15 protein-coding genes are annotated in these 15,193 nt (G+C 65.1%); 5 read left to right on the top strand and 10 right to left on the bottom strand.

Going from position 1 to position 15,193, the window contains the following annotated elements; translation table 11 throughout:
* Positions 1-120 precede the first annotated feature (120 nt).
* Positions 121-618, bottom strand: coding sequence for a septal ring lytic transglycosylase RlpA family protein (locus AC24YW_RS21985; RefSeq protein ID WP_487484671.1), 498 nt, complete (start codon positions 616-618; stop codon positions 121-123).
* A gap of 658 nt (positions 619-1,276) precedes the next feature.
* Between AC24YW_RS21985 and AC24YW_RS21980 the strand changes: the two genes are divergently transcribed.
* From AC24YW_RS21980 to AC24YW_RS21960, 5 genes are all read left to right on the top strand, one after another.
* On the top strand, positions 1,277-1,837 hold the full coding sequence (locus tag AC24YW_RS21980; RefSeq protein WP_260373365.1) for a F0F1 ATP synthase subunit delta: 561 nt from the start codon (positions 1,277-1,279) through the stop codon (positions 1,835-1,837).
* The gene (atpA, locus tag AC24YW_RS21975; RefSeq protein WP_487484670.1) at positions 1,837-3,366 is read left to right on the top strand and encodes a F0F1 ATP synthase subunit alpha; all 1,530 of its coding nucleotides are present in this window, start codon (positions 1,837-1,839) and stop codon (positions 3,364-3,366) included. Before AC24YW_RS21980 ends, atpA begins: the two co-directional genes overlap by 1 nt.
* A 173-nt stretch (positions 3,367-3,539) precedes the next feature.
* Positions 3,540-4,412 carry a F0F1 ATP synthase subunit gamma gene (locus AC24YW_RS21970; protein ID WP_487484669.1) on the top strand — a complete coding sequence of 291 codons (873 nt, stop codon included), beginning with the start codon at positions 3,540-3,542 and terminating at the stop codon, positions 4,410-4,412.
* Between the two features lie 83 nt (positions 4,413-4,495).
* Positions 4,496-5,929 (top strand): F0F1 ATP synthase subunit beta, encoded by a 1,434-nt coding sequence (gene atpD / locus AC24YW_RS21965; protein ID WP_025032831.1) that lies wholly within the window; start codon positions 4,496-4,498, stop codon positions 5,927-5,929.
* A gap of 110 nt (positions 5,930-6,039) precedes the next feature.
* Positions 6,040-6,447, top strand: coding sequence for a F0F1 ATP synthase subunit epsilon (locus AC24YW_RS21960; protein ID WP_487484668.1), 408 nt, complete (start codon positions 6,040-6,042; stop codon positions 6,445-6,447).
* 165 nt (positions 6,448-6,612) lie between these two features.
* Here the strand turns inward: AC24YW_RS21960 and AC24YW_RS21955 are convergent, their stop codons facing one another.
* From AC24YW_RS21955 to AC24YW_RS21915, 9 genes are all read right to left on the bottom strand, one after another.
* Entirely contained in the window at positions 6,613-7,116 is a 504-nt protein-coding gene (locus tag AC24YW_RS21955) for an RNA pyrophosphohydrolase (RefSeq protein WP_487484667.1), read from the bottom strand.
* A 105-nt stretch (positions 7,117-7,221) separates the two neighbouring features.
* Positions 7,222-7,728, bottom strand: a complete 507-nt coding sequence (locus tag AC24YW_RS21950; protein WP_487484666.1) for an RNA pyrophosphohydrolase — start codon at positions 7,726-7,728, stop codon at positions 7,222-7,224.
* Positions 7,729-7,804: 76 nt separating this feature from the next.
* A complete protein-coding gene (locus tag AC24YW_RS21945) occupies positions 7,805-9,025 on the bottom strand; it encodes a divergent polysaccharide deacetylase family protein (protein ID WP_487484665.1) in 1,221 nt (406 codons plus the stop codon).
* 143 nt (positions 9,026-9,168) lie between these two features.
* On the bottom strand, positions 9,169-10,530 hold the full coding sequence (locus tag AC24YW_RS21940) for a S41 family peptidase (protein ID WP_487484664.1): 1,362 nt from the start codon (positions 10,528-10,530) through the stop codon (positions 9,169-9,171).
* Complete coding sequence (locus tag AC24YW_RS21935; RefSeq protein ID WP_487484967.1) at positions 10,527-11,942, bottom strand: murein hydrolase activator EnvC family protein; 1,416 nt, start codon at positions 11,940-11,942, stop codon at positions 10,527-10,529. Before AC24YW_RS21935 ends, AC24YW_RS21940 begins: the two co-directional genes overlap by 4 nt.
* 32 nt (positions 11,943-11,974) lie before the next feature.
* Positions 11,975-12,457: a 23S rRNA (pseudouridine(1915)-N(3))-methyltransferase RlmH gene (gene rlmH, locus AC24YW_RS21930; RefSeq protein ID WP_036008734.1), complete on the bottom strand. Its 483-nt coding sequence runs from the start codon at positions 12,455-12,457 to the stop codon at positions 11,975-11,977.
* 93 nt (positions 12,458-12,550) lie between these two features.
* Positions 12,551-12,907 (bottom strand): ribosome silencing factor, encoded by a 357-nt coding sequence (gene rsfS, locus AC24YW_RS21925; protein WP_024338888.1) that lies wholly within the window; start codon positions 12,905-12,907, stop codon positions 12,551-12,553.
* A gap of 208 nt (positions 12,908-13,115) precedes the next feature.
* Positions 13,116-13,760, bottom strand: coding sequence for a nicotinate-nucleotide adenylyltransferase (locus AC24YW_RS21920; protein ID WP_036024650.1), 645 nt, complete (start codon positions 13,758-13,760; stop codon positions 13,116-13,118).
* Between the two features lie 19 nt (positions 13,761-13,779).
* The gene (locus tag AC24YW_RS21915) at positions 13,780-15,087 is read right to left on the bottom strand and encodes a glutamate-5-semialdehyde dehydrogenase (protein ID WP_487484663.1); all 1,308 of its coding nucleotides are present in this window, start codon (positions 15,085-15,087) and stop codon (positions 13,780-13,782) included.
* Between the last annotated feature and the right edge of the window lie 106 nt (positions 15,088-15,193).

Below are 15,193 nucleotides of genomic sequence, written 5' to 3'. Positions count from 1 at the left end.
CCCCGGAATGACGGCGGACCAAACAAAAAAGCCCGCGGTCCCCCAAGACCGCGGGCTTGTCTCGTTCGCGCAGCAAACTGATGAAAACTGCGCGTCGCTTCGTGGCGCTCGAAGGCGCCTTTAGGAGACGACTTCCGCGGTGACGCGGCCGACGCCGCGACTGGTGAGGCCGATGGCGCGGGCGGCACCCGTGGAGAGGTCGAGCACACGCCCGCGAATGAACGGGCCGCGGTCGTTGATGGTGACGACGACGCTCTGGCTGCCATGGGTGACGCGCAGCTTGGTGCCGAAGGGCAGCGAACGGTGCGCCGCGGTCATGGCGTTCTGGTTGAAGCGCTGGCCCGAGGCGGTCTTGCTGCCGGACTCATTGCCGTAAAAGGACGCCATGCCGGAGAAGCTGCGGCCCGTGCCGGAGGTCGGCGTCATCGACGCATTGGCATTGCGCCAATCGGTGGTCGTGTTGGCCTCGGTCTGGGCGTGGTGGCGGTGGTGATGCCGGTGATGCCGGGATTTGGCGGAAGCTTCGGTGGCAGTTCCACCGACGAGGAGAGTTGCGGCGACGAAAGCAATCGCCGTACGCGGCCGGGTCACAAAGCCCAGCGTCTTCAAAGACAGCATTTATTGGTCCCTAAGCTAGTATTGCCACATATGTGGCAAGTGGAGCCCCCATCAGTTTGTGAGCGGGTTGGCGTTTCGATTCCCAATGAGGCGTGAATTGGGCAGTAAATCCGGTATGTGTCGTCATGAAATATCTTGTTACCGTCTCGGGATATTCGGCCGATGTTCCGTAATCTTCGCCTTTAACGATTTATTAACCTATCTATTACTTGCGAATACCGTAGAGCGAAGTCATCGCCCCCAGCATTTAGAATTCGATAAGTATTCGGCACCTGGAACTGGCGGGAACGGATTCACGCCTCAGCGATCCGTGTTCATGGCCGCCATGCGCTGGGGGCAGGAACCAATGGAGGGTGCCGCGGCACGACCGGCGCTGATTTCCGCCATGTGGCAGGTCGCCGCCTCGGCCCGCCCCTCAACGCGCGATGTGTCGCGCGGCTGCGACGAACTGGCGACAGAACCTCATGCCTTTAATTTGGCGTCATGTTGCACCTGCGCGCCTGCTATGTTAGCAAAGCCGCGATTTTAACGAGCCCGGCACCTCCCGTGCTGGTCGAAAATCGAAGTCCCGCTTGAATTCCAAGGGCTTGGATCGCTAGGCGCCGCTTCGTGGCGACGGTTTTTCCCTTGCGAGTTTGACAGCAAAAAGAGCGCGTCTGTGGCTGCAGAAGATACGTCCGTTTCAGGTGTGTCCGGCCGTTATGCAACGGCCTTGTTTGAACTGGCCCGCGACCAGAACGTGGTCGACGCGGTCAAAGCCGATCTCGACAAATTCGATGCCCTGTTGAACGAGAGCGCCGATCTGAAGCGCCTCGTCCGCAGCCCGGTGTTCGCGGCCGACGCCCAGTCCAAGGCCCTCTCGGCCGTGCTGGACAAGGCCGGGATCGCCGGCATCGCCGCCAACTTCCTGAAAGTGCTGACGGCCAACCGTCGCCTGTTCGCGGTGGCCGACGTCATCCGCGCCTACCGCGCGCTCGTCGCCAGGTTCAAGGGCGAGACGACGGCCGACGTCACCGTGGCGGAAGCGCTCTCGGACAAGAATCTCGATGCCCTCAAGGTCGCCCTGAAATCGGTGACCGGCAAGGATGTCGCGCTGAACGTGAAGGTTGATCCCTCGATCATCGGTGGCCTCGTCGTCAAGCTGGGCAGCCGCATGGTGGATGGTTCGCTTCGCACCAAACTCAATTCGATCAAGCACGCGATGAAAGAGGCAGGCTGATGGACATCCGCGCCGCGGAAATTTCCGCGATCCTCAAGGACCAGATCAAGAATTTCGGCCAGGAAGCTGAAGTCTCCGAAGTCGGACAGGTGCTGTCCGTCGGCGACGGTATCGCCCGCGTCTACGGTCTGGACAACGTCCAGGCCGGTGAAATGGTCGAGTTCGAGAACGGCACCCGCGGCATGGCGCTGAACCTCGAGACCGACAACGTCGGTGTCGTTATTTTCGGCGCCGACCGCGAGATCAAGGAAGGCCAGACCGTCAAGCGCACCCGCGCCATCGTGGACGCGCCGGTCGGCAAGGGCCTGCTCGGCCGCGTCGTCGACGCGCTCGGCAATCCCATCGACGGCAAGGGCCCGATCCAGGCCGACAAGCGCATGCGCGTCGACGTCAAGGCCCCCGGCATCATTCCGCGCAAGTCGGTGAGCGAGCCGATGGCGACCGGCCTCAAGGCCATCGACGCCCTGATCCCGATCGGCCGCGGCCAGCGCGAGCTGATCATCGGCGACCGCCAGACCGGCAAGACCGCGATCGCGCTCGACACCATCCTGAACCAGAAGCCGCTCAACGCGCAGCCGGACGAGAGCATCAAGCTGTACTGCGTCTACGTCGCAGTCGGCCAGAAGCGTTCGACCGTCGCCCAGTTCGTGAAGGTGCTGGAAGAGCAGGGCGCGCTCGAATATTCGATCGTCGTCGCCGCCACCGCCTCCGATCCGGCGCCGATGCAGTACATCGCGCCGTTTACCGCCTGCACCATGGGCGAATTCTTCCGCGACAACGGCATGCACGCGGTCATCATCTATGACGATCTGTCCAAGCAGGCCGTCGCTTACCGCCAGATGTCACTGCTGCTGCGCCGCCCGCCGGGCCGCGAAGCCTATCCGGGCGACGTGTTCTATCTGCATTCACGTCTGCTCGAACGCGCGGCCAAGCTCAGCAAGGATCACGGCTCGGGATCGCTGACCGCGCTGCCCGTCATCGAAACCCAGGCCAACGACGTGTCGGCCTACATTCCGACCAACGTCATCTCGATCACCGACGGCCAGATCTTCCTGGAAACCGACCTGTTCTTCCAGGGCATCCGTCCCGCGGTGAACGTCGGTCTGTCGGTGTCGCGCGTCGGCTCGTCCGCGCAGACCAAGGCTACCAAGAAGGTCGCCGGCAAGATCAAGGGCGAGCTCGCGCAGTACCGCGAAATGGCGGCGTTCGCGCAATTCGGCTCCGACCTCGACGCCTCGACCCAGCGCCTGCTCAACCGCGGTTCGCGCCTCACCGAGCTGTTGAAGCAGCCGCAGTTCTCGCCGCTGAAGATGGAAGAGCAGGTCTGCGTGATCTGGGCCGGCACCAACGGCTACCTCGACCCGCTTCCGGTCAACAAGGTGCGCGCGTTCGAGGACGGCCTGCTCTCGCTGCTGCGCGGCAAGCACGTCGACATCCTCAATGCGATCCGCGACAGCCGCGATCTCTCCGACGACACCGCCGCCAAGCTGAAGTCGGTGGTCGAAGGCTTCGCGAAGTCCTTCGCTTAAACGCCGATATGGCCGGGCTAAAGCGCGAAGCGCGCCTTCGCAACTGATGTCCCGGCCATCCACGTCTAACGGCGTGCGTGGCAGCTACGTGGATGCCCGGGACGAGCCCGGGCATGACGAATGGATAGGGTTGCGGTCGGACCAAAGGGTCAAGCCGCCGGGGTGAACGAAGAATGGCGTCACTTAAAGACATGCGCGTCCGCATCGCCTCCACCAAGGCGACGCAAAAGATCACCAAGGCCATGCAGATGGTCGCCGCCTCCAAGCTGCGCCGCGCGCAGACCGCCGCGGAAGCGGCGCGTCCCTATGCCGACAAGATGAGCGCGGTGATCTCCAACATCGCCAGCGCCGCGGCGGGCTCGCCCGGCGCACCAGTGCTGCTGGCCGGCACCGGCCGGGACCAGGTTCATCTGCTGCTGGTCTGCACCGGCGAGCGTGGCCTCTCCGGCGCCTTCAACTCCTCGATCGTGCGCCTCGCCCGCGAGCGCGCTCTGGCGCTGATCGCGCAGGGCAAGGAAGTGAAATTCTTCTGCGTCGGCCGCAAGGGTTACGAGCAGCTCCGCCGCCAGTTCGACAAGCAGATCGTCGAGCACATGGATCTGCGCAGCGTCCGCCAGCTCGGCTTCGCCAATGCCGAGGAGATCGCCAAGAAGGTGCTGGCGCGGTTCGACAATGGCGAGTTCGACGTCTGCACGCTGTTCTATTCGCGCTTCAAGTCGGTGATCGCGCAGATCCCGACCGCCCAGCAGATCATCCCGCTGGTGGTCGAGGAGGGCGCTGCCGCCAACACGACGTCTTACGAATACGAGCCGGAAGAGGACGAGATCCTCACCCGCCTGCTGCCGCGCAACCTCGCGGTCCAGATCTTCCGCGCGCTGCTCGAGAACAACGCCTCGTTCTACGGCGCGCAGATGAGCGCGATGGACAACGCGACGCGCAACGCCGGTGAGATGATCCGCAAGCAGACGCTGGTCTACAACCGCACGCGTCAGGCGCAGATCACCAAGGAACTGATCGAAATCATCTCGGGTGCCGAGGCCGTCTGATCAAGGCGCTTCAGTACCCACTACACGCAACATCCCGGTCGGATTGACCGTGGTCTAGAAGTTCGGATCGAAGGAGACATTCAATGGCAGCCCAGGTCGGTCGCGTCACCCAGGTCATCGGCGCCGTCGTCGACGTGCAGTTCGAAGGCCACCTCCCGGCCATTCTCAATTCGCTCGAGACCAAGAACGGCGGCAACCGCCTGGTGCTCGAAGTCGCCCAGCATCTTGGCGAGTCCACCGTGCGCACGATCGCCATGGACACCACCGAGGGACTGGTCCGCGGCCAGGAAGTGACCGACACCGGCGCGCCGATCCGCGTTCCCGTCGGCGAGGGCACGCTCGGCCGCATCATCAACGTCATCGGCGAGCCGATCGACGAAGCAGGTCCCGTCAAGACCGAAGGCCTGCGCGCCATCCACCAGGAAGCGCCGACCTACACCGACCAATCCACGGAAGCCGAAATTCTCGTCACGGGCATCAAGGTCGTCGACCTCCTGGCGCCCTATGCCAAGGGCGGCAAGATCGGCCTGTTCGGCGGCGCCGGCGTCGGCAAGACCGTTCTGATTCAGGAGCTGATCAACAACGTCGCGAAGGCGCACGGCGGTTACTCCGTGTTCGCTGGCGTCGGCGAGCGCACCCGCGAGGGCAACGACCTCTATCACGAGTTCATCGAGTCCAAGGTCAACGCCGATCCGAAGAACCCTGACCCGAGCGTGAAGTCGAAGTGCGCGCTGGTGTTCGGCCAGATGAACGAGCCGCCGGGTGCCCGCGCCCGCGTCGCGCTCACGGGTCTGACCATCGCGGAAGACTTCCGCGACAAGGGCCAGGACGTGCTGTTCTTCGTCGACAACATCTTCCGCTTCACCCAGGCCGGCTCGGAAGTGTCGGCGCTGCTCGGCCGTATTCCTTCGGCGGTGGGTTATCAGCCGACGCTCGCCACCGACATGGGCGCGCTGCAGGAGCGCATCACCACGACGCAGAAGGGTTCGATCACCTCGGTGCAGGCGATCTACGTTCCGGCCGACGACTTGACCGACCCGGCGCCGGCGACCTCGTTCGCGCATCTTGACGCGACCACCACGCTGTCGCGCTCGATCGCCGAAAAGGGCATCTACCCGGCGGTGGACCCGCTCGACTCGACCTCGCGCATGCTCTCGCCGCTCGTCGTCGGCGAGGAGCACTACGCGGTCGCCCGTCAGGTCCAGCAGGTGCTGCAGCGTTACAAGGCGCTCCAGGACATCATCGCCATTCTCGGCATGGACGAGCTGTCGGAAGAGGACAAGCTGACGGTGGCTCGCGCCCGCAAGGTCGAGCGCTTCATGTCGCAGCCGTTCCACGTCGCCGAAATCTTCACGGGCTCGCCGGGCAAGTTCGTCGACCTCGCCGACACCATCAAGGGCTTCAAGGGCCTGGTCGAAGGCAAGTACGACCACCTGCCGGAAGCCGCCTTCTACATGGTCGGCACCATCGAAGAAGCCGTCGAGAAGGGCAAGAAGCTCGCCGCTGAAGCGGCTTAATTCTCGGTGTCATTGCCGGGCTTGACCCGGCAATCCATCAAGAAAGAGTTTTGGTGGATGGACCCGCGGGTCAAGCCCGCGGGTGACAAGCGGAAAACAACGGATAGCTCATGGCCACTTTCCATTTCGATCTCGTCTCTCCGGAAAAGCTCGCCTTCTCGGGCGAGGTCGACCAGGTCGACATTCCCGGCGTCGAGGGTGATTTCGGCGTGCTGGCGGGACATGCGCCGGTCGTGGCTGCGATCCGGCCGGGCATTCTCACCGTGACCACCGGCGGCCGCCACGAGAAGATCATCGTGCTCGGCGGCCTTGCCGAAGTCTCCGACAAGGGCCTGACCGTGCTCGCCGACGTCGCGACCTCGCTGGCCGAGCTGGACCGCACCCAGTTCGCCGAGACGATCGCGGAGATGGAAGAGAACCTGAAGGAGCATGAGGGCTCCGAGCTCGATCAGGCCATCGAACGGCTCGATCACTTCAAGAGCATCCAGCACCAGCTCAGCTCCACGGCCATGCACTAAGCCCCGGGGCACCGCTCCGGGGCTCGAACTCCAAATTCCTGAACGGTTTCAGCGCTCGTCACGGTCGTGGCGGGCGCTGAAATCTTCATTGCGCAATCGCTGTCGCCTAATTAATCGCGGCGCGTCGGGCACTTAGCTACTGTGCATGGGGTTGTTTTCGAAAGCTCAGCTTGCGAGGTGCGCAAACTCTCGCGCCACGGCCCGATAGACCTCACGCCGGAACGGCACCACGAGGTCGGCGACGCTGTCGAGATGCTCCCAGCGCCAGGCGTCGAACTCGGCGGGCTGGCCGTTGCGCGGCGTCAGCGGATCGATCTCGTCGTCGTGGCCGGTGAAGCGCAGTGCGAACCATTTCTGGCGCTGGCCGCGAAACTTCGCCAGCCGGTGCGACTGCGGTCCGTCGTAAGGCGGGAATTCATAGGTGAACCAGTCGGTCTCGCCGAGATAGTCGGCGCTGACGACATTGGTCTCCTCCCAGAGCTCGCGCATCGCCGCATCGCGCAGATTCTCGCCCTCGTCGACGCCGCCCTGCGGCATTTGCCAGTCGAGTCCCGGCAGAATGATCTCGGGCCCGTCGCCCTTGAAGCGGTGGCCGATCAGCACGCGGCCGTCGGCGTTGAACAGCGCGATGCCGACGTTCGGGCGGTAGGGTTTCTGATGATCAGTCATGCGGTCGCTTCTTTGGATCGTCATTCCGGGATGGTCCGAAGGACCAGACCCGGAATCTCGAGATTCCGGGTTCGTGCTTTGCACGCCCCGGAATGACGATGCAAATCACCCCTCCGCCAGCGCAGAAAATTCCTGCACCACGCGCTCATAGACCGGGCGCTTGAACGGGATGATCAACTCAGGGAGATTCTTCATCGACTCCCAGCGCCAGCTCACGAATTCCGCCTTGTGGCCGCCGCCGCCGGGATGCTCGACGTCGATCTCGCTGTCCTTGCCAGTGAAGCGCACCGCGTACCATTTCTGGCGCTGGCCGCGGTAGCGGCCCTTCCAGGCGCGCCCGGCAACGGTGCGCGGAATGTCGTAGGTGAGCCAGTCCGGGACCTCGCCGAGCCGCTCGACCGAGCGCACGCTGGTCTCCTCGTAGAGCTCGCGCTTGGCCGCTTCCCAGGTATCCTCGCCGGGATCGACCCCGCCCTGCGGCATCTGCCAGACATGGGTGTCGTCGACATGCTCGATGCCGCCGGCGCGGCGGCCGATGAACACAAGTCCCTTTGGATTGATCAGCATTACACCGACACAGGTCCGGTAGGGCAGATCCTCGTAACGCGCCATTCCGCCAGACCTCTTGCCTGCATCTTGGGAAGGCATGCCGGCCCCGCGAGAGCCCGTGCCGAACCAATTCGTTGATTTAGCTGGATTTTGATTTCAGCATCGCGGTTGTCAATGGCACCAAAAGGATACCTCGGTCGCCCAATGTCTTGCTCCAGGCGCTGATGCGGTCGATCGAGACGGGCAGGGCGGAGGCCGTGCCGACGGCGATGCCGCGCTCGCGCGCCGTCGATTCCAGCTTGTTGAGGGCGCGGTCGATCTCGGTCGCCGTCGGCACCGCATCGATAGCAATGTCGCCCTTGCCGAACGGCACGGCCTGGTTGGCCGCGGCCTGGGGCGCGATGCTGCGCGGCGAGGAGCCGTCGTCGAAGAAGCCGAGGCCGCGCCTGGCCGCCTCGCGGATGATCGGCTGCATTGCCGGCTCCGTCGCGATGAAGCGGGCGCCCATGAAATTGGTGAGGCCGGCATAGCCCTGCATCCGGCTGAGGTGCCAGTACAGGCGGTCCATGTTCTGGTCGGGGCTGAGTGAGGTCAGAAGCGTCTGCGGCCCCGGATCGTTGTCGGGGAAATCATAGGGCTCCATCGGGATCTGGAGGAAGATCTCGTGGCGCTGCGCCCGCGCCCGCTCGGCGAGCTTGCCGGGGTCGGAACCGTAGGGCGTGAAGGCCAGCGTCACCGCCGGCGGCAGCTTCATGATGGCGTCGAGGGTCTTGGCGGCGCCGACGCCGAGGCCGCCGATCACGATGGCGACCACGGGCATCTTGGCGGCCTTGGCGCGGTCGGCGTCCGCCGCATAGACGTTGAACGGCCTCAGCCCGTCGGCCGCCACCGGGATCATGCCGTAGCGCGATTTCTCCAGCAGCTTTGGATTGATCCCGGCCATGACGGGCGGCGGGGAGGAGGCCTCACCCTTGTCAGCAGCATCGCTCCCGCCGATCACCACGTCGTGGCGGGCCCCGGTGGAGCCGTCAATCATGGTGATGGTCTTCTGCTCGCCGGGCGCGGCCTGCTTCGGCGCCTCCTTGGTCTCGTGCTTGCCCTCCGGCTTGCTCTCTGCGCCGTGGCCGGCCGCGGCCGGCTTCTCGTCCGTGGCAGTGGGAGCGCGGATCGCGAGCCTGGCCATCGGCTCGCCGCCGAGCGGATCGGTGTTGAAGATGGCGAAGCCGGCAAAGGTAACCAGGAACAGGCCGAGCACGACGGCGAACAACTGCATGGCAGTGAACGGCAGCCGCAGCCGGCGTTTCCGGCGCGGCTTGTCCTGTCCGAGCGGGGCGCTCAGATCATCGGCCGTCTCAGTCATGCGCGATCCCGAATCACTCGTGCCGACGATACCACGGCGGGGTCAAGCGGCGGCAGGCCGGGAGAGGCCGGAGATCCCTGGAGTTCCAAGCAAAAAGGGCGGCTTCAGGAAGCCGTTCTTTCGAGATCGCGCCTTGCGCCGACTCAATTCGCCGCTTTGGGCTTGTCGGCCGCCGCCTTGTTGTCGCCGCCCGGGGTCGGCGCGGCGGAGGCGCTGTTCTTGATGCCGTGGAGCAGGTCGCCGGCGAGCTTGAGCGCCTTGTCGTCCTTGGCGTCCGGCGGGACGTAGGACTGCGAGCCCGTCTTCTCGTCGCCGTCGTTCTTCAGATGGCCGCGCAGCGAAGCCTCGCCCTTGGTGTCGGTGCGCGACTTCAGCTCGTCCGGCACGTCTTGGAGCACTTCGATGTCGGGCACGATGCCCTTGGCCTGGATCGACTTGCCCGACGGCGTGTAATAGCGCGCGGTGGTCAGCCGCAGCGCGCCGTTGCCGCTGCCGAGCGGAATGATGGTCTGCACCGAGCCCTTGCCGAACGAGCGCGTGCCGACGATGGTCGCGCGCTTGTGGTCTTGCAGCGCGCCGGCGACGATTTCCGACGCCGAGGCCGAGCCGCCATTGACCAGCACGATGACCGGCCTGCCCTTGGTGAGGTCGCCCGCATGCGCGGCGCGGCGCTGGGTCTCCTCGGCATTGCGGCCGCGGGTCGAGACGATCTCGCCCTTCTCGAGGAACGAGTCGGAGACGGTGACCGCTTCCTCGAGCAGGCCGCCCGGATTGTTGCGGAGGTCGATGATGAAGCCCTTGAGCTTGTCGCCGCCGATCTGGTTCGTGAGGTTGCCGATCTCGCGCTTCAGCCCTTCGGTGGTCTGCTCGTTGAAGGTGGTGATGCGGATATAGCCGATGTCATCCTGCTCGACGCGTGCGCGCACCGAGCGGACGCGGATGTTGTCGCGCACCAGCGTGACGTCGAGCGGATTGTCCTGGCCCTTACGCATGATCTTGAGCTTGATCTTGGTATTGACCGGGCCGCGCATCTTCTCGACCGCCTGGTTCAGGGTCAGGCCCTGCACCGCCTCGTCGTCGAGATTGGTAATGATGTCGTTGGCCATGATGCCGGCGCGCGAGGCGGGCGTGTCGTCGATCGGCGAGACCACCTTGATCAGGCCGTCCTCCATCGTGACCTCGATGCCGAGGCCGCCGAACTCGCCGCGGGTCTGCACCTGCATGTCACGGAAGCTCTTGGCGTCCATGTAGCTCGAGTGCGGATCGAGGCCGGTGAGCATGCCGCTGATGGCGGATTCGATCAGCTTGGTGTCGTCGGGCTTCTCGACGTAATCGGAGCGCACGCGCTCGAACACGTCGCCGAACAAATTGAGCTGGCGATAGGTGTCCGCGGTGGCGGCTCGCGCGCTGGAGCCCATGAACACCGCGCGCGGCTGGGTCACGAACAGCGTCAGCGCCGCACCGGTGGCGGCGCTGAGGAGGATTACTGAAGTCTTGCGCATCATCCGCGAACCTTCTCGCCTTCATTTGCGGCCCACCATGGGCCTGGATCGATTGGAGTGCCGTCTTTACGGAACTCGACATACAGCACAGGTTGACTCGCATTGGTGGCGAGAATGGAGGCGACCTGAGAGGTCGACCCCATGGTCGCGACCGGCTCCCCCGTGAGCACAAACTGCCCGATGTTGACCGAAATGCGCTCCATCCCGGCGATCAGGACATGATACCCGCCCCCGGCATTGAGGATCAAGAGTTGTCCATAGCTGCGGAATGGGCCGGCATACACAACCCAGCCATCACACGGCGTCGTGACCTGGGCGCCGGGCTTGGTCGCCAGGGAAATGCCCTTCTGGACGCCGCCGATCCCGTCGGAACCGCCAAAGTCCCTGATCTTGTTACCGTTAACCGGCAGCGGCAGGAGGCCCTTGGCCGAGGCGAAGGCGATCGCCGGGGTGGTGCGGGACTTGTCCTTGAACGCGCCCGGGCCCTGTTTGGCACTGGCGGCCGCGTTTGCCGCCGCCAATTTGGCCTCCTTGGCCTCGGCCTGCCTCGCGGCCTCGGCGGCCTTCTCGGCTGCCTTGGCGGCAGTTTGCAGATCCTGCTCCATCTTGGCGATCAGGCCCTGGAGATCGCCGACCTGCCTTGACAGCGCGATCGCGCGCGCGCTTTCGGCGTCGAGGTCTTTTTCCCGTGCGGACTGCTGACGCTGCCGTTCCTCGATCAGGGCGGTGAGCCGGGTCTGGTCGCTCCTGACCTTGTCGCGGTCGGAGGCGAGCTGATCGCGCTCGGTGGCGATGGTCTTGCGCAAGGCCACGAGCTCGCCGAGCTCGCTTGCGATCTTCTCGGCGCGGCCGCGCAATTCCGGCACGACGGCGCCGAGCAGCATCGCGGTGCGCAAGGATTGCAGCGCATCCTCGGGCCGTACCAGCAGCGCCGGCGGCGTGCGGCGGCCGGCGCGCTGCAAGGCCGCCAGCACCTCGACGATGTCGGCGCGGCGCGAATCCAGCGAAGCGCGCATCTGTTGCTCGCGGCCGTTCAGCGTGCGCAGCCGCGCCTCGGCCTCGTCGATCTTGGTTTCCACGGTGCGCACATTGGCGGCGGTCTCGATCAGCTGCTGATTGAGCTGGGTGCGGTCCTGGCCGAGCGCGGTGATCTCGGCCTTCAGCTTGGCCTGCGCTTCTTCCGCGCTTCGTTGCCTCGCGCGCGCGGCCTCCAGCTCCTGCTCGCGCTGCTTGATCACCTCGGGCGAGACGGCCGCGGTCTGCGGCGGCGGCGCAACTGTCTGACCTTGCGTCTGAGCTTGCGCGAGGCTTTCTTCGGCGAAGAGGCTTGCTTCGGCGAAGAGGCTTGCTTCGGCGAAGAGGCTTGCGCCGGCGAGGCCGGTGATCAGCAGCAGGTTGAGGAGCGGCGCTCGCATCGTGTCGGCAAAGGTGCTCGTTGTGGCGCGCATCATGCGCGGTGATAGGGATGGCCGGCCAGGATGGTGGCGGCCCGATACAGCTGTTCCAGAAGCATGACGCGGACCATTTGGTGCGGCCAGGTCGCAGAGCCGAACGCGATCGCGAGCTTGGCCTTACGGCGCAATTCGGGCGAAAGTCCGTCCGCCCCTCCGATCACGAAGATAGTATGTCCGGCGCCCTCGTCGCGCCAGCGCGCCAGATGCCGTGCGAATACGGTGGACTCGAGATTCTGGCCGCGCTCGTCCAGCGCCACCAGGATCGCCTTGTCAGGAATATGCGCGGAGATCGCCGCGGCCTCTTCGGCCATCCGCGTCGCGGCGTCGCGCGCGCGGCTTTCGGGAATTTCGTGGATGCCGAGCTCGCGGAATCCAAGCTTGCGGCCAGCCTCCTCGAACCGCTCGAAATAGCGGTCTGCAAGCTCCCGTTCGGGGCCCTGCTTCAGCCGGCCCACCGCAATGACAGCAACACGCATGATCTTAGGAGTCGCGTTGACGAGACCGCGCGCAACAGGCGCGCGCACGACGCTAGCATGCGCGTCAGCCGATTCGAAATCGGCCAGTTGAGCCTAGATCGCCTTCGCCGCCCCTGGGCCCTGCGTGTACAACCGCTCGAGGTTGTAGAACTCGCGGACCTCGGGTCTGAACACGTGCACGATCACGTCGCCGGAATCGATCAGCACCCAGTCGCAATTGGGCAAGCCCTCGACATGGATGTTCTTGATGCCGTTTTCCTTGAGGCTCTTGGTGACGTTTTCCGCGATCGCGCCGACGTGCCGGTTCACCCGGCCGGTGGTGACGATCATGTAGTCGGAGTACGCCGATTTGCCGCGAAGGTCGATGGTGACCGTCTCTTCCGCCTTCATGTCCTCGAGGCGGGAGAGGATCAGGCTCAGCGTCTTGTCGGCGTCGGGTTGCGCCTTCAAGGCCGCAGCTTTGGTCGATGTTTTACGCGTAGGCTTGGCAACCTTGGGTAAAACAGGCTTGGACAATACAGATGCGGTCAGGGACCATTCCTTTCACTGTATCGCGAACGCCGAATCCGGCGCCCACTGGTTACACTACATCATGTGGGGTTAAGGGTTTCAATATGCCAGAGAGACCGAAATCCCCACCAGGTCCGCACACTTCGTCTCACTTCGTACCTTTCCAGCTTCCGTCCGGGTTCCGTAGGCCGGTCGAGGAGAGATTCAGCTTCAATCCGGTCAGGAACACCCAGGCGGGTGCTGGCCGATCTGCAAGCTGAACTGCCTTGTTCTCGGGCAGGCGGTAGCGCGATAACGCCTGGGCTGCGGGCGAGCCGAGCGCGCGAAAACTCTGCGGGGGGCGATCGATCACAGCCATCGGCACTTGGGCGGCGATGCGCCGCCAGTCCTGCCAGCGATGGAATTGAGCGAGATTGTCGGCGCCCATGATCCAGACAAAGCGCAAGCCCGGGAAGCGGCGGCGCAAGGTGTTGATCGTGTCGATAGTATAGCGGGTGCGAATGACGGATTCGAGACAGCTCACCTCGATGCGCGGATCATCGGCGACCTCGCGCGCGGCCTGCATGCGCTCGCCGAGCTCGTGCAGCGTGCCGTTCTCCTTGAGCGGATTGCCTGGCGTGACCAGCCACCAGACGCGATCGAGCTGCAATCGCTTCAGCGCGAAGCGGCTGATCGCGCGGTGCGCCTGATGCGGCGGGTTGAACGAGCCGCCGAGCAGGCCGATGCGCATGCCCGGCGTCGAGGGCGGAACCGCTTGCGCCACGAAGCGCGGCACGACGAGATTGTTGCTCAATGCCCGCGCCTCGCGACGTCTACGGCCGGGTCTGTCCGGTGCCGCGGACGCGATATTTGAAGCTCGTCAATTGCTCGGCGCCGACCGGCCCGCGGGCGTGGAAGCGGCCGGTGGCAATCCCGATCTCGGCGCCGAAACCGAACTCGCCGCCATCGGCAAACTGCGTCGAGGCGTTGTGGAGCACGATCGCGGAATCGACCTCGCTCAGGAACTTGTTCGCCGCAGCTTCATCCGCGCTCACGATTGCATCGGTGTGATGCGAGCCGTGGTCCTGGATGTGCGCGATCGCGCCGTCGACGCCGTCCACCACCTTCGCCGCGATGATCGCGTCGAGATATTCGGTGTCCCAATCCTCCTCGCTCGCTGGCTTGACGCGCGCATCGGCCTTCTGTACGGCCTCGTCGCCGCGCACCTCGCAGCCGGCATCGAGCAGCATCTCGACCAGCGGCTTCAGGTTCGCAGCAACGGCGGCACGATCGACCAGCAGCGTCTCGGCCGCACCGCAGACGCCGGTACGTCGCATCTTGGCATTGAGCACGATCGACTTCGCCATGGCGAGGTCGGCGCTGCCATCGACATAGACATGGTTGACGCCTTCGAGATGCGCGAAGACGGGCACCCGCGCCTCCTGCTCGACGCGCGCGACGAGACTCTTGCCGCCGCGCGGCACGATGACGTCGATGGCGCCGCCCAGACCCGACAGCATCATGCCAACCGCGGCGCGGTCGCGCGTCGGCACCAGCGTGATCGCAGCTTCCGGCAGACCGGCTTCGCGCAGGCCCTGCACCAGGCACTCATGGATGGCACGGCAGGAGCGGAAACTGTCGGAGCCGCCGCGCAGGATCACGGCATTGCCCGACTTCAGGCACAGCACGCCGGCATCGGCAGCGACGTTCGGCCGGCTCTCGAAAATCACGCCGACGACGCCGAGCGGCACGCGCACGCGCTCGATGGACATGCCGTTCGGCCGCTGCCAGCGCTCGATGACGACCCCGATGGGATCGGCGATGCCGCGCACGATGCCGATGCCTTCGGCCATGCTCTCGATGCGCGCCGGGGTCAGCGTCAGGCGATCGATGAAGGCGGAGGTGGCATTGCCGGCGGCGCGGGCCTCGGCGACGTCCTCGGCATTGGCGGCCAATATGGCGGCGGCGTTGGCACGGATCGCCCGCTCCATGGCTTCCAGCGCCCGGTTCTTCTGCTCCGGCGGCGCCAGCGCCAGCACGCGCGCGGCAGCGCGGGCACGGGTTCCGAGATCGGACATCAGCGCCAGGAGATCGCCAGCTCGATCGGCATTGCCGTCAACGGCTTTGAGGGGGGCGGCCATGGGAATTCAACCTTCTGCTAAGGCGGTGTCCTAGCACGGAAATCCCGCTTTTGCGAAGGGCGGGGAGGGTATGGCTGGGGTTCGGGTAGCGGGCCGGCTGGGCCTC

This window comes from Bradyrhizobium sp. USDA3516 (genome assembly GCF_057651995.1).
The sequence above is the reverse complement of the archived record's forward strand: the minus strand, read 5'-3'. Positions and strand labels throughout refer to the sequence as shown.

Coding starts and splice junctions, on each gene's coding strand:
- AC24YW_RS21985 (WP_487484671.1), bottom strand. CDS start 618: ATGCTGTCTTTGAAGACGCTGGGCTTTGTGACCCGGCCGCGTACGGCG.
- atpA (WP_487484670.1), top strand. CDS start 1,837: ATGGACATCCGCGCCGCGGAAATTTCCGCGATCCTCAAGGACCAGATC.
- AC24YW_RS21970 (WP_487484669.1), top strand. CDS start 3,540: ATGGCGTCACTTAAAGACATGCGCGTCCGCATCGCCTCCACCAAGGCG.
- atpD (WP_025032831.1), top strand. CDS start 4,496: ATGGCAGCCCAGGTCGGTCGCGTCACCCAGGTCATCGGCGCCGTCGTC.
- AC24YW_RS21960 (WP_487484668.1), top strand. CDS start 6,040: ATGGCCACTTTCCATTTCGATCTCGTCTCTCCGGAAAAGCTCGCCTTC.
- AC24YW_RS21955 (WP_487484667.1), bottom strand. CDS start 7,116: ATGACTGATCATCAGAAACCCTACCGCCCGAACGTCGGCATCGCGCTG.
- AC24YW_RS21950 (WP_487484666.1), bottom strand. CDS start 7,728: ATGGCGCGTTACGAGGATCTGCCCTACCGGACCTGTGTCGGTGTAATG.
- AC24YW_RS21945 (WP_487484665.1), bottom strand. CDS start 9,025: ATGACTGAGACGGCCGATGATCTGAGCGCCCCGCTCGGACAGGACAAG.
- AC24YW_RS21940 (WP_487484664.1), bottom strand. CDS start 10,530: ATGATGCGCAAGACTTCAGTAATCCTCCTCAGCGCCGCCACCGGTGCG.
- AC24YW_RS21935 (WP_487484967.1), bottom strand. CDS start 11,942: ATGCGAGCGCCGCTCCTCAACCTGCTGCTGATCACCGGCCTCGCCGGC.
- rlmH (WP_036008734.1), bottom strand. CDS start 12,457: ATGCGTGTTGCTGTCATTGCGGTGGGCCGGCTGAAGCAGGGCCCCGAA.
- AC24YW_RS21915 (WP_487484663.1), bottom strand. CDS start 15,087: ATGGCCGCCCCCCTCAAAGCCGTTGACGGCAATGCCGATCGAGCTGGC.